Genomic DNA, 12836 nt, shown 5'->3' with positions numbered 1-12836 from the left:
GCGGACGCTGATTCCCCGTCGGACGTTCAGTGCTCGCCGCGCGGTTCGGGCACGACGCCCTCCTCGGGCGCGACGTCGTACTCGACTTCTAACTCACGAATCCGATCCCTGATATCCGCCGCGAGTTCGAACTCGAGGTTCGAGGCGGCCTCCTCCATCCGCTCGCGCAGCGCGTCGACCTGCTCCATCGCCTCCTCCCTGTCCGAGGGTTTCTTCCGCGCGATCCCGCCAGTGTCGGTCTTCGAGCCGGGAAGGTTCGTCTCGCCGACGGCCTTCTCGATCGTCGTCGGAGTGAGCCCGTGCTCCTCGTTGAACGCGCGCTGGATCTCGCGGCGGCGGTTCGTCTCGTCGATCGCCTCGGCCATCGCGTCGGTCACCTCCTCCGCGTAGAGAACGACCTCGCCGTTGACGTTCCGCGCCGCTCGGCCCATCGTCTGGATCAGTGTCGTCCGCGAGCGGAGGAAGCCCGTCTGGTCGGCGTCGAGGATCGCGACCAGCGACACCTCGGGGATGTCGAGGCCCTCCCGCAGCAGGTTGATCCCCACCAGGACGTCGAACTCGCCGAGGCGGAGTCCTCTCACCAGCTCGTGGCGTTCGAGCGTATCCGTCTCGTCGTGCATGTACTCGACGGCGACGCCCGCGTCCCCGAGGTACTCGGTGAGGTCCTCGGCCATCCGCTTGGTGAGTGTCGTCACCAGGACCCGCTCGTCACGCTCTGTGCGATCCGCGATCCGGGCCATCAGGTCGTCGAGCTGGCCGTCGACGTCGGCGACCTCGACTTTCGGATCGACGAGGTGAGTGGGGCGAACGATCTGTTCGACGACCTGGCCCGAGCGCTCGCGTTCGTACTCGCCGGGTGTGGCGCTCACGTAGAGCGTTCGGTCGACACGCTCGTCGAACTCCTCGAACGTGAGCGGGCGGTTGTCGTACGCCGTCGGGAGGCGGAAGCCGTTCTCGACGAGCGAATCCTTTCGCGACTTGTCGCCGGCAAACTGCCCTTTCACCTGTGGGATCGTCACGTGGGACTCGTCTATGACGGTCAGAAACCCCTCGGGGAAGTAATCGAGCAGCGTGTAGGGCCGGTCGCCCGGTTCGCGGTCGGCGAGATACACCGAGTAGTTCTCGATTCCGGAGCAGTAGCCCGCCTCGCGCATCATCTCGATGTCGAAGCGCGTGCGCTCTTCGATCCGCTGGGCGGCGATCAGATCGCCCTGGCGCTCGAAGTAGCGGATCCGTCTCTCCAGGTCCTCCTCGATCTCCTCGATCGCCGCCTCCATGCGCTGTTCGGGGATCGAGTAGTGTTCTGCGGGGTGGATCAGCACTGCCGGCTCCTCGCTCTTCACCTCGCCTTCGAAGGGGTCGAGTTTCACCATCCGGTCGATCTCGTCGCCCCAGAGTTCGATCCGCACGGCGTAGCGGCCGTACATCGGGAACACCTCGACGGTGTCCCCCCGCACGCGGAACGTCCCCTGTGAGAAGTCGACGTCGTTTCGCTCGTAGTTCAGGTCGACGAGGCGTTTCAACAGCTCGTCGCGGCCGATCTCCTCGCCGACCTCGAGGCGCATCGCCATCCCCTCGTAGTTCGCGGGGTCCCCGAGACCGTAGATCGCCGAGACCGAGGCGACGACGATCACGTCCTCGCGCGTGAGCAACGAGCGGGTAGCGCTGTGACGCAGCCGGTCGATCTCGTCGTTGATCGAGGCATCCTTGTCGATGTAGGTGTCGGTCTGTTCGACGTACGCCTCGGGCTGGTAGTAGTCGTAGTAGGAGACGAAGTACTCCACCGCGTTGTCCGGGAAGAGGTTCCTGAACTCCTCGTAGAGCTGTGCGGCGAGCGTCTTGTTGTGCGCGAGGACGAGGGTCGGTTTCTGAATCCCCTCGATCAGCCACGAGACGGTGTTCGTCTTCCCCGAGCCCGTCACCCCCAGGAGCGTCTGTCGATCCATCCCGGCCTCGTAGCCGGAGACGAGCGCCTCGATCGCCTCGGGCTGGTCGCCCGCGGGCTCGAACGGCGCGTCGACGCGGAACGGTGTGGCTGCCTCGGGCCGATCGGGCTGGAGGGGTCCCTGCGTATCGCTCATTGAACGCGAGAGGGGTTCGAGGACCTTTACCCGCTCGCATGCACGCCGGAATTGAAACGCGGATCCTCACACCGACAGGCATTATCCTTCCGGACGAGAACCTCGAGTGATGATCCTCGTCGTGCGAAACGAGCACAACCCGGAGAAGACCTACCACGAGGAGGAACTCGCGAAGCTGTTCCCCGACCGGGTCGAGTGGTGCTATCCACACGAGGGCCGACCGGATCTCGACGAGATCGATCCGGACGGCGTCGTCATCACCGGCTCGACCGCGGGAGTGTACGAAGCCGAGGAGCGGCCGTGGATCGCTGACCAGCAGGCGTGGATTCGGGAACTCGTCGAGGCAGAGATCCCGACGCTCGGGGTGTGTTTCGGCCACCAGAACGTGAACGCCGCGTTGGGAGGGAAAGTCGACCACCGGGGGATGCGGAACGCGATCGTCGAGGCCGAACTCACCGACGACCCGCTCTTTTTGGGACTCTCACCGCACGTCGCGGCCGTCCACGGCGACTGGGTGGTCGAGCGGGGCGAGGGGATGGAGGTGATCGCCTCGATCGAGGGCTACGAGGCGTTCGGGACCCGCCACCGGGAAGTACCGGTCTGGACCGTACAGTTCCACCCGGAGTGCACCGACCGGTTCCGTGAGGCGATCGCCGCGGGCGAGGGATGGGACTCGCTGGAGGGAATCGAGGATCTGAACAGCACGAAACTGGCCGAGAACTTCCGGCAGATCGTCCGCGAACGAGCGGGAAAGTGGGTCTGATAGGGATCATCGTAGAAACGCATAGGTCCTCGACTTCGTATCGTACGATACCGGTGGTGTGTACGCCTGAGAGATACGATCGGCTACGATATCCCTATGAGTTACGTCCTTTCCTCGCGGTGGAGCCAGAGCGCACAGCCGACAGCGATCAGCCCACAGAGCGCGGCGATGGCGAACGCGAGGCGGTAGCCGGTCGCGGTGTAGACCCGCACGCCGCCGACGACATCGCCGGTCCAGTAGGCGTCGAGCGCCTGCCCCATCACCGTCGGGAGTAACGCGGCGCCGAGGAACGAGGCCCCGTTGACCGACCCCGTCGAGATGCCGCTCGCACGGCTCGCGTGTCGTTCTTTCACCATCGGGTAGGTGAGGACGAACGTGCCCAGTAGCGCGCCGTTGACGAAGAAGACCAGGCCGACGACCGGCAACGGGGGGTTCCCGGTGACGGCGATCAGCCCGAGCGCGAGCGTGAAGAGCAGACAGCCCGCGACGATGAGTTCCGTTCTCCTCTCCAGGCGATCCGAGAGTCGGCCAATCGACGGCGGGCCGAGCACGGATCCCACGCCCCCCAGGAGGGTGACCACCGAGGCGACCGTCACCGAGGTATCGTAGGTCTGGACCACGTAGGGGATACCCCAGAGGCCGAACAGCGTGAGGTTCACCCCACCCGTGCAGAACAGCAGGACCGAGACGACCCACGTCGAGCGGTCGGAGAGCACTCCGAGGGTGAACGTCCGAACCTCCGAGAGCGAGAGCCTCGGCTGTTCCGGAACCCCTTCGATCGGTCGGAGCCCCGCTCGCTCTGGGGAGTCCCGGACGAGGAGGTACGTGAGCGCGGAGACGACGAGGCCGAGGACCCCGAGGGCGGCGATCGTTTCGCGCCAGCCGGCGGCCTCAACCGCGAGCGCGAACGGCGTCGTCGCGAGGATGCCTCCCAGACCGCCGACGGCGAAGCAGAGCCCGCTCATCGTCGCGAACTCCCCCGAGCGAAACCAGTTCGCACAGAACCGGAGCATCGAGACGAATATCACGCTCCCGCCGAGGCCGATCAGCAGCCGTGCGCCGAACGCGCCGGCGTAGCTGTCCGCGAGCGCGAACCAGATCGCCCCGACGTTCATCACGAGCGCGCCGGCCGCCGCCGTTCGTCGGGGACCGACGCGGTCGACGAGGATCCCCGTCGGGATCTGCATCACGGCGTAGACGTAGAAGAACGCGGCATGGAGCGTGCCCAGCTGCGCGCCGGTCGTGCCGAACGCGGCCATCAGCGGCTCGGCGATCACCGCCGTCGAGAGCCGGTAGACGTTGACCGAGAGGAAGACGGCCGCGAGGGTGCCGAACAGGAGCCAGCGCCGCGCGGTCGGCTCCCGCCACCACCGGGCGAGTCGGTGCGATCCCACGGAGGGGGTTCGGCGGGAGGGGGTGAAAGCGTACGGAAAGCGGAAGCCGGGCCGCCTCCGGTTCTGCCGCCGTACTCCGGCCGCCTCGATTCACGGGGATCCCGACTACCGACATAGTCGCGGGAGTCCCCGCTACCGACATGACGGAGACTTAATGCGTGAGCGGGGTCGATCCCGGTACATGAAGGTCACCGACGCGATCGACGCCGCGACGTCGACGTACCTCTCGAAGCCGACCTCGATCCTGCCCTTCTACCTGCTCGGGTCGAGCGTCGGCCTCGTCGCGAGGGTGTTCCCGCTGCTCGGGGCGTTCGCCGCCTACCTGATCCTCGAGGCACAGGGCCGGATGGACCGGGTCAGAGAGGCCGTCGCCGCCCTCGACCCCGAGGTCGTCGAGGAGCTAGAGGCCGCCGAGGAGGACCCGACCACGACCGCGACGGATCCCGAGGCGCTTCCGACCGGGGAGCTAGAGGGGATCGCGGAGGCGCTCGCCTCGCCCGAAGCCCTTCTCGTCCTCGGGCTCTCGGTGCTGGTCGGCGTGCTCGTCTACGTCGTCCTCGCAGCGGCGGTCAGGGCCGGCGAGATCCACACCGTCTACGCCGGCCTCGAGGGTCGGCCGCCGGTCCACGCCGGCGTGAGCGGGTTCCTCCGCGACGCGCTCTCGTTCGTCGGTCTTCGACTCATCGAGATCGCACTCTACCTCACGGTAACCGCGTTTTACGGGATCGTACTCCTCGTCGCGGTGCTCTCCGGTGCCGAGGGCGGCCTCGGCCTGCTGGCCGTCGGGCTCGCGGTGTTGCTCACGCCGATCTGGCTGGTCTCGCTCGTCGCCATCGCCGCCGTCTTCGTCTTCGCCCCACAGGCGATCGTCGTGGACCGGGTGGGTGCGATCGACGGGTTCCGCCACGGTGCGGGGTTCGTCCGTCGCCGTCCCGGCGCGTTCGCCGTCTACGTACTGATCGCGATCGGTCTCCTCGTCGCGGCCGGGATCACCGCGAGCCTCCTTGCCGTCTTCGATCTCGGTCAGGTGGCAACCCTGCTCGGGATCGTCCTCTTCACGCCATTCGTCGACCTGCTCAAGACCGGGATCTACGCCGAGGGCGACCGGATCGGGGGGAAGCGACTTCAGGAGCGCGAGACGATCCGCACACGCACGCACGCGGCGTTCTCACGAGGGTGGAGCACGCTCTGGTCGTTCACCAGGGGTTCACCGAAGGCCCTTGCCGCGAGCCTCGGGCTGTTCGGCCTCGGTATGGCTGGCGGCTACCTCGCCCTCGGCGGGGTCACCATCGAGACGACGCCCCCCTCGGATCCGACGGAGATCTTCGGTGTCTTCCCGCTCGACGTGTTCATCGCCATCGCGGTGAACAACTGGCTCGTCGGCGTCGACACCGCGTTCGCCGGGTTCGCGTTCGGTGTTCCTACCGCGGTGAACCTGCTCTTCAACGGGATCGTCGTCGGCCTCGTCGCGGGGGTCAGCGCCGACCTCCTGCTCGTCGCCGCGCTGATCGTCCCGCACGCACTTATCGAACTGCCCGCGATCGCCATCGCCGGCGCGCTCGGCTTCCACCTCGCTGGCGTCGGCTGGAACAGGGTCAGGGGACGGGTCGACGACCGCCACCTGGCGGTCGAGATCGACCGCGCGTTCTGGGTGCTCGTGGGCCTCTCGATCCTCTTCGTGATCGCGTCGTTCGTCGAGGCGTTCGTGACACCTCGGATCGGCGGACTGTTCTTCTGAGGTCCACTCGAAACGAAGGGGTTGCGATTTCGCGTCCGTCGCGACACCTACTATCCGGTCGACAGATACTCGTCTGACGTGCGTCAGACATACATCCGACGTCCGTCGGTTTCGGTCGACAGAGCGCGTCCCTCCGGCTATTCCAAACGTGTCTGACAGTAAGATACACCCACGGTTCCACTGGAGCTATGGGACGACCCCGACCGTGAGTAGCGTTCCGAGGCTCCGGTACCGTTCGACCATCGCCTCGCGGCTCTCGAACCCCTCCGTCGGGAAGGCGCTCTCGTCCGGTATCTCCGTCTCGGTGTCGGGGACGTTCTCCTGGGAGGCGACGTGAAAGCCCGCCTCCCGGAACGCCTCGCGGTACTCCCCGGCGCTCCAGCGCGTCATCTCGACCGAGATGTCCTCCTGCCAGCCGCGGGAGTGGACGTTCTCCTCGTAGTAGTTCACCGCGCAGTGAAACGTCCCGCCCGGACGCAGGACACGGTGGAGCTCCGAGAGCGTCTCCGTCGGGTCGGCGGCGTAGTAGAACGCCTCCATCGAGAAACAGCGATCGAGACGGTTCTCGGCGAACGGGAGCGAACCGAAGTCGCCGATCAGATAACCTATCGAGGGGTCCTCGGTGTAGGAGGCGGCGTTTCGTACCATCTCGGGCGAGCCGTCGAGTCCGTAGCCCGCACCGATCCCCCTGGTCTCGGAGAGCACGCGGAGCGCGTAGCCGCTCCCGGTCCCGAGGTCGAGGACCGATTCGTCCTCCTCTACGGGCATCGCAGCGAGTGCGTGTTTCGCGGTGTGCCAGTGGCGCGCTTCCATCCCCCTGTCCCGGCCGTCGGCCGCCCAGTCGTCGAACTCCTCGCGGACGCTCATGTCGGGGCCAGGGCTGGCTCCGTCAAAACCGTTCGGAGACCGCGTCTCGGGGCGCCGAACTCGGCTTCCCCCACGCTTATATCGGTCCGCTTCGGCTGTGTGGACATGGAGTACGCCCTCGCGGTGGAGAACACCCCCGACTCGATCCCCGGCGGGACCGGGGTCCTCCTCGTCCATCCGAGCACGGGCGAGACCGACCGGATCGACACCGACTTCCTGAAGACCGACACCGACTCCTTTCTCGTCGTCTCGACCCGCACCACCGCCCGCGAGGTGATGCAGAAGATCGACCACTACGGCGTCGACGAGTCCAGAGCCGTGATCCTCGACACGCTGAGCGTCGAACGCGGCTACTCGCGCCGGAGCGCCGAGAACGTCCACTACGTCTCCGCACCCGACGACGTCGACGGGATCGTCTCTCAGGTAAAGGCCTTCCTCGAGGCTCACGACGGCAAACTCCGGGTGAGCGTCGACTCCGTCACCGAACTGATCTACTACGCCGAGGACGAGCCCGTCTACGAGGCGATGGAGGAGCTCCTCGACCTGCTCGTAGAGCACGACGCGGTCGGCCTCTTTCACCTCGCAAGGGAGGTCCACGACGAGGCGACCGTCGAGCGGTACGTCGAGCTGTTCGACGGGACGATCTACCTCGACGAGAACGGGGACGTCACCGGCGAGTTCTAGGTCCCCTCGCCGAGCGCCGCGACCGTCTTCTCCGCCCAGCGGACCGCGTACTCCGCACCGTACTCCCGGTAGGCCTCGGTGTCGAGCGCCGAGAACGGTGTCGGCAGGTCGAGGTCGTGTCTGATCGCCCCGCAGGCGTACTCCGTCGCCTCGGCGAAGTCGGTCTCTCCGGTCGCCACCTCCGTCGAGAGGTCGTCCAGCCTCGGTTCGAGGCGTTCGCCGGCGTCGACCCACTCGTCGTGGAGCGTCCGGAACTCGTCGGCCCACCCGGCGAACGTCTCGCGGGTGTGGAGTCCGATCCACCCCTGGTAGAGTGCGGCAGCGACCTGGTAGCTGCTCGCCGGCGAGAACGCGAGCGCCTCCACCAGGTCGGTGTATCGCTCGCCGAAGAACCCGAGGAAGCTCTCGGGAAGCTCGAGACCCACCTCGACGAGCGCGTTCGCGACGAGGAAGTCGACGAACCCCTCGGGAGCGCCCTGTACCCGGGCTTTAACCAGACAGAGCGGGGGCTCGGTCTGTCGCGTCCAGATCACGCTCCCACCCTCGGGGAGGCCGATCACCAGGTCCGATCCCGCGAACCGACGGAGCGGGTCGGGCGTCCTCTCGGGGAGCCACTCGGTCGGGTAGCTCACCGGGTGTAGCTCCCGAGTCACGAGCGCGAGTTCGTCGAGCGCCTCCGGCGGGAGGCTCTCGAAGTCCGCCTCGCAGTCGAGTACCAGTGTCTCCGGAGCGTGTGCCGCACGGACTGCCTCGAGTTCGTCGTTGAGGCCCCGCTCGCGAAACATCTACGAGAGGACGCCGACGAGGAACGCCCCGATCATCAGCGCCGAGAGCAGCGCCGAGACGACGACGGTTCCGACCACGATCGCAGTCGCTTGACTCATACCGGGAGGTGAGTACGCCGCAGTATAAAGACGGGTGGGTTCCCGGCGTCACGGGCGAACGACCCACGTGTCCAGTGGAACGAGCGAACGAAGAAGACTGCCACTGCCCGTGATTTCCACTCGAACCGGGAGGGTCGAGGATCGCGCGAACGTCGAACCGGAGGGAGGGTAGATCCCCGTCGGAGGTGGATCCCGTCGAGCGCTACCGGTCGCCCCGGAAGGACTCGGGCATCTCGATCACGTATCGGCCGTCCTCGCGGAGCGCGATGATGTACTCGTCGCGTTTGTACAGCTCCATCAGGTTGAGTTCGTAGGTCCCCCGGTCGACAATCCTGATGCTCTCGAACTGCTCGTTGAGCTCCCGGCGGAGCTCGTCGATTCCGGGGCTCTCGTCGGCGTCGTCCTCGGGTTCCTCGGGATCGGCGTCGGCCGACTCGTCGACGCTCGCGGCGGCCCAGGAGAGCTCCTCCTCGGTCACGATGTCGGAGCGAGCGGCGCTCTGTGCGCTGTCCTCCCCACCCGTATCGGCGGCGTCCGCATCGATCAGGTCGTCTGCCTCCGAATCGCTCCCGGTCCGATCCGCTGCGTGCTGGTCGGGCCACTCCTTCCCGCTCCCCGCACGCCCGCTATCTGCACCCCCGGACGTCCCCTCCGTCGAGGCACCGTCGTCGTGTCCGCTCGCGCTCACCCAGTCGCGAACCGCAGTGCCCGCCCGCGCCGCCTTCCGCGTGACCGATCCGCCAGGGGGTTCGGGTCGGTCCGGCGGCTCCTCGCTCGGGCTCGGTCGCTCGCCCTTCGGGATGAACTGGAACGTGTTGCCGCCACAGTCCGGACAGCCCGAGAGCATCTCCTTCGAGCCGTCGGGGAAGGTCCGCTCACAGGTCGTACACTGGTGAGGCATTCGGGGCTAGCGCCGCGAGACGAGCGCGCTGATCAACGTCTCGTCCTTGTGGAGGGTCTCGATCTGGTTCGCCGGGCCGATCACGGTGAGCTTTGCGGTCGACTCCCTGCCCATCAGTCGATCCAGGAAGCTCCCGCCGCCGGTCTGGGATCGGGGATACGTCTCGATCTCGATCCCGTTGAACCCGTCGGGGGTGATCTCACCCATCGTCACCTCGATCAGCTTCGACTCCTCCTCGGGGGAGAGCCCCTCCTCCAGGATGACGATGTTGCCGTCGTGGACGCCGTCGAGGATCATCCGGATCTTCTCCATCGAGGCCATGTTCGACATCCGCTCGCCGCTGATCAGGTCGATCTGGACCCCGTCGCCGTCGTCGTCCGGTTCTCTGAGTTCCGCCATCTTACCCGAAGTACTCCGCGATCTTGTCGTACACTTCGTCCATGTTCTCGCCCTCGAGCGCCGACAGCGGTACGGTCTCGTGCTGTGGGAAGGCGTTCTCGATCCGCTGGACGCTCGATTCCTCCAGGTCGATCTTGTTCGCGAAGATGAGTACCGGAAGGTCCCGGCTCTCGATGATCCCGATGAGCATCGTGTTCACCTGGGTGAACGGGTCCTCCGCGCTGTCGAGGACGTAGATGACGCCGTCGACGTCCTCGCGCAGCCAGTGCATCGCCTCGGCGACCCCCTCGGTCGCCTCGCGGGAGCGACGCACCGCGTCCTCCTTCTCGATCTCGAACTCGAGGAACTCCTCGTAGTCGACCTTCGTGGTCACGCCCGGCGTGTCGACGACGTCGATCGTCACCGACTTGCCGTTGCGCTGGATCTCGACGTTCTCCTTCCTGCGTGCGCGACGCGTCTCGTGGGGAACGTGGCTCTCGGGACCGATCGCGTCGCCGGTCCAGTCGCGGGCGATCCGGTTCGCGAGCGTCGTCTTCCCGGCGTTCGGAGGGCCGTAGATCCCGATCCGTTTTGGGGTGTCGGCGGCGAACAACCGGTCGGCGGCGCGTTGAATACTGTTTCTAATCTCCGTGAACAGACCCATCCTATCCTCCTCCGCCCTGTCCGGGCGGAAACACGGCCGTAGAACACACCTCGGTTCACTTAAATCTGTGTCAGACACGTGTTAACCAGCGCGTGTCGGTCGCGAGAGAGGCTCCGGACCGGCTGTCCGTGGACGGGGACGAGATCGGACGGTTCCACTACCACGAGTACGAGGAGCTCCGAACCGGTGTCGAGAGACGGACGGCACGTTCGAGGTGGAGATCGATGCGAGGTACGCACGTTCGATCGGGAACGGCTCGAGACGACTCGAAGAGTGTTTGAGTGGGTGGCGGGCGCGAATGGGAGAGCGACTAGCGGCGAAGGCGACGGAATGGAGACGGGGGGCCGACGGCCGGAGATGGAGAGATGAGGCTGGAGGGGGCGGGACGGTGACCGAAGGGAGCGGTGAGATCGGGCGCTCGTGGAGATCGAGGACGAGTCCGGTTGACGCATGAGGGTGAATGGTTACGACGACGGACGAGGGGGAGTGGGTACGAGAGGGTAACCGCGGGGGTTCCCGACGTGTAACCCCCACCCCTCCGTTTCAAGTGGAGACCGGGCGACCGAGCGAGGAGATGGCCCGAAACGACCGCCAACACATTTAAATCTAGAACAGTATCCCTTCTAGACAACGGCTCTAGGCCTATTACGGTAGTTATTCGTTACCCAACCAGATAAAGCTTCCCTCACCCTCCGCTCCTCGCGGTCGGGTACTCTCTCGTCCGTCTCCAGTAGAAACGAAGGGGTGGGGGGGTCACAGTCGAGAGATCAACCCGTCGACAGAACCGTCGATCGTCGTCATGGTGACCTCCGGGTGAAGGGATAGGTTTAAGACTCCGCTGACCATTGCGTTCGTCTGCTTCAAGTACACGATTCTCCCCGACCACCACGCGGAATCCCGGTGATAGAGGCCTTCTGGAGGCCATTTCCTCGTGTCGCGGGCGAGGATTCCACTTGAAATAGGGGGGTTCCCACTCGCATCCATGACGGGCGACAACGCATCAGGGACGAACGGCAGGGGGCGTCGAGCCGCGGCCGACGACTGGTCGTTCGACGTCGAGATCGACGAGGTCCTCGACGAGGAGGGGACCAGCCAGGGACTGTTCGACGACCTGATGAGCGGCGAGCCGATCTTCGAGAACAAGGAGGTGCTCCGACCCTCCTACACCCCCCACGAGCTCCCCCACCGTTCGGACCAGATCAGCAAGATGGCGACGATCCTCGTCGCCGCGCTCCGTGGCGAGACCCCCTCGAACATCCTCATCTACGGGAAGACAGGGACCGGAAAGACCGCGAGCGCGAAGTTCGTCAGCCAGGAGCTAGAACAGACCTCGAAGAAGTACGATGTCCCCTGCGAGGTCGAGTACATCAACTGTGAGGTGACCGATACCCAGTACCGGGTCCTGGCGCAGCTCGGCAACAAGTTCATCGAGGCGAACGAGCGGGGGATCGAACGCGGGCTCGACCGGCTCCGCACGCTCACGGACGACGTCCGGGAGGACCGGGATTCGCTCGCGGAGACGCCGTTCGAGTCGGTCTCGGAGGTCGACGACCGCATCGAGACGCTGGAGACGGAGCTAGAGGAGATGGAGGCCGTTCCGATGACCGGCTGGCCGACGGATCGAGTGTACCAGGAGTTCTTCGACGCGGTCGATCACAGGGAGCGTGTGGTCGTGATCATGCTCGACGAGATCGACAAACTCGTCGAGAAGTCGGGTGACGACACGCTCTACAACCTCTCGCGGATGAACAGCGAACTCGAGAACTCGCGGGTGTCGATCATCGGCATCTCGAACGACCTCAAGTTCACCGACTTCCTCGACCCGCGCGTGAAGTCGAGTCTCGGGGAGGAGGAGATCGTCTTCCCGCCGTACGACGCGACGCAGCTCCGGGACATCCTCCAGCACCGCGCGGAGATCGCGTTCGAACCGGCGGCGCTCACGGAGGACGTCATCCCGCTCTGTGCGGCGTTCGCCGCCCAGGAACACGGCGACGCACGACGTGCGCTCGACTTGCTCCGAACGGCGGGCGAACTCGCCGAACGCGAGGGCCTCGGCGAGGTCGACGAGGAACACGTCCGGCAGGCCCAGGACAAGATCGAACTCGACCGCGTGGTTGAGGTGGTACGGACGCTCCCCACCCAGTCGAAGCTCGTGCTCTTCGCGATCATCCTCCTGGAGAAGAACGGGATCCACACGATCAACACCGGCGAGGTGTACAACATCTACAAACGCCTCTGTGGCGAGATCGACGCCGACCCGCTCACCCAGCGTCGGGTGACGGACCTGATCAGCGAACTCGACATGCTCGGCATCGCGAACGCCTCGGTCGTGAGCAAGGGCCGGTACGGCCGGACGAAGGAGATCACCCTCTCGGTCCCGATCGACGAGACCGAGGCCGTGCTGATGGCCGATTCACGACTGGGTGACATCGACGACGTCCAGCCGTTCGTCCAGGCCCGCTTCGACAGCTGATCCCCGCAT

General features: G+C 65.9%; 12 protein-coding genes. 4 read left to right on the top strand and 8 right to left on the bottom strand.

Going from position 1 to position 12836, the window contains the following annotated elements; translation table 11 throughout:
• Positions 1 to 26 precede the first annotated feature (26 nt).
• On the bottom strand, positions 27 to 2081 hold the full coding sequence (gene uvrB / locus V2L32_RS04770; RefSeq protein ID WP_331235331.1) for an excinuclease ABC subunit UvrB: 2055 nt from the start codon (positions 2079 to 2081) through the stop codon (positions 27 to 29).
• 109 nt (positions 2082 to 2190) lie between these two features.
• Here uvrB and V2L32_RS04765 point away from each other — a divergent pair, with 109 nt between their 5' ends.
• On the top strand, positions 2191 to 2844 hold the full coding sequence (locus V2L32_RS04765; RefSeq protein ID WP_331235330.1) for a type 1 glutamine amidotransferase: 654 nt from the start codon (positions 2191 to 2193) through the stop codon (positions 2842 to 2844).
• Positions 2845 to 2945: 101 nt separating this feature from the next.
• Here the strand turns inward: V2L32_RS04765 and V2L32_RS04760 are convergent, their stop codons facing one another.
• Positions 2946 to 4238: an MFS transporter gene (locus tag V2L32_RS04760; RefSeq protein WP_331235329.1), complete on the bottom strand. Its 1293-nt coding sequence runs from the start codon at positions 4236 to 4238 to the stop codon at positions 2946 to 2948.
• 181 nt (positions 4239 to 4419) lie between these two features.
• On the opposite strand from V2L32_RS04760, the gene V2L32_RS04755 reads away from it, so the two are divergent.
• Positions 4420 to 5976 (top strand): stage II sporulation protein M, encoded by a 1557-nt coding sequence (locus V2L32_RS04755; protein ID WP_331235328.1) that lies wholly within the window; start codon positions 4420 to 4422, stop codon positions 5974 to 5976.
• A 186-nt stretch (positions 5977 to 6162) separates the two neighbouring features.
• Here the strand turns inward: V2L32_RS04755 and V2L32_RS04750 are convergent, their stop codons facing one another.
• The gene (locus tag V2L32_RS04750; RefSeq protein WP_331235327.1) at positions 6163 to 6843 is read right to left on the bottom strand and encodes a class I SAM-dependent methyltransferase; all 681 of its coding nucleotides are present in this window, start codon (positions 6841 to 6843) and stop codon (positions 6163 to 6165) included.
• A gap of 105 nt (positions 6844 to 6948) precedes the next feature.
• On the opposite strand from V2L32_RS04750, the gene V2L32_RS04745 reads away from it, so the two are divergent.
• Positions 6949 to 7527: a DUF7090 family protein gene (locus V2L32_RS04745; protein ID WP_331235326.1), complete on the top strand. Its 579-nt coding sequence runs from the start codon at positions 6949 to 6951 to the stop codon at positions 7525 to 7527.
• Here the strand turns inward: V2L32_RS04745 and V2L32_RS04740 are convergent.
• The 5 genes from V2L32_RS04740 to V2L32_RS04725 form a co-directional block, all read right to left on the bottom strand.
• Positions 7524 to 8312 carry a DUF7089 family protein gene (locus V2L32_RS04740; RefSeq protein WP_331235325.1) on the bottom strand — a complete coding sequence of 263 codons (789 nt, stop codon included), beginning with the start codon at positions 8310 to 8312 and terminating at the stop codon, positions 7524 to 7526. The two genes, V2L32_RS04745 and V2L32_RS04740, sit on opposite strands and share 4 nt — an antisense overlap.
• Positions 8313 to 8411 (bottom strand): hypothetical protein, encoded by a 99-nt coding sequence (locus V2L32_RS21230; RefSeq protein WP_457852208.1) that lies wholly within the window; start codon positions 8409 to 8411, stop codon positions 8313 to 8315.
• A 202-nt stretch (positions 8412 to 8613) separates the two neighbouring features.
• Entirely contained in the window at positions 8614 to 9312 is a 699-nt protein-coding gene (locus tag V2L32_RS04735) for an OapC/ArvC family zinc-ribbon domain-containing protein (protein ID WP_331235324.1), read from the bottom strand.
• A 6-nt stretch (positions 9313 to 9318) separates the two neighbouring features.
• Entirely contained in the window at positions 9319 to 9711 is a 393-nt protein-coding gene (locus V2L32_RS04730; RefSeq protein WP_331235323.1) for a DUF2073 domain-containing protein, read from the bottom strand.
• Position 9712: 1 nt separating this feature from the next.
• Positions 9713 to 10354, bottom strand: coding sequence for an Era-like GTP-binding protein (locus V2L32_RS04725; RefSeq protein ID WP_331235322.1), 642 nt, complete (start codon positions 10352 to 10354; stop codon positions 9713 to 9715).
• Positions 10355 to 11336: 982 nt separating this feature from the next.
• Between V2L32_RS04725 and V2L32_RS04720 the strand changes: the two genes are divergently transcribed.
• On the top strand, positions 11337 to 12827 hold the full coding sequence (locus V2L32_RS04720; RefSeq protein WP_331235321.1) for a Cdc6/Cdc18 family protein: 1491 nt from the start codon (positions 11337 to 11339) through the stop codon (positions 12825 to 12827).
• The last annotated feature ends 9 nt before the right edge of the window (positions 12828 to 12836 follow it).

This window comes from Halalkalicoccus sp. CGA53, assembly GCF_036429475.1.
Taxonomy (GTDB): domain Archaea; phylum Halobacteriota; class Halobacteria; order Halobacteriales; family Halalkalicoccaceae; genus Natronorarus; species Natronorarus salvus.
The sequence above is the reverse complement of the archived record's forward strand: the minus strand, read 5'-3'. Positions and strand labels throughout refer to the sequence as shown.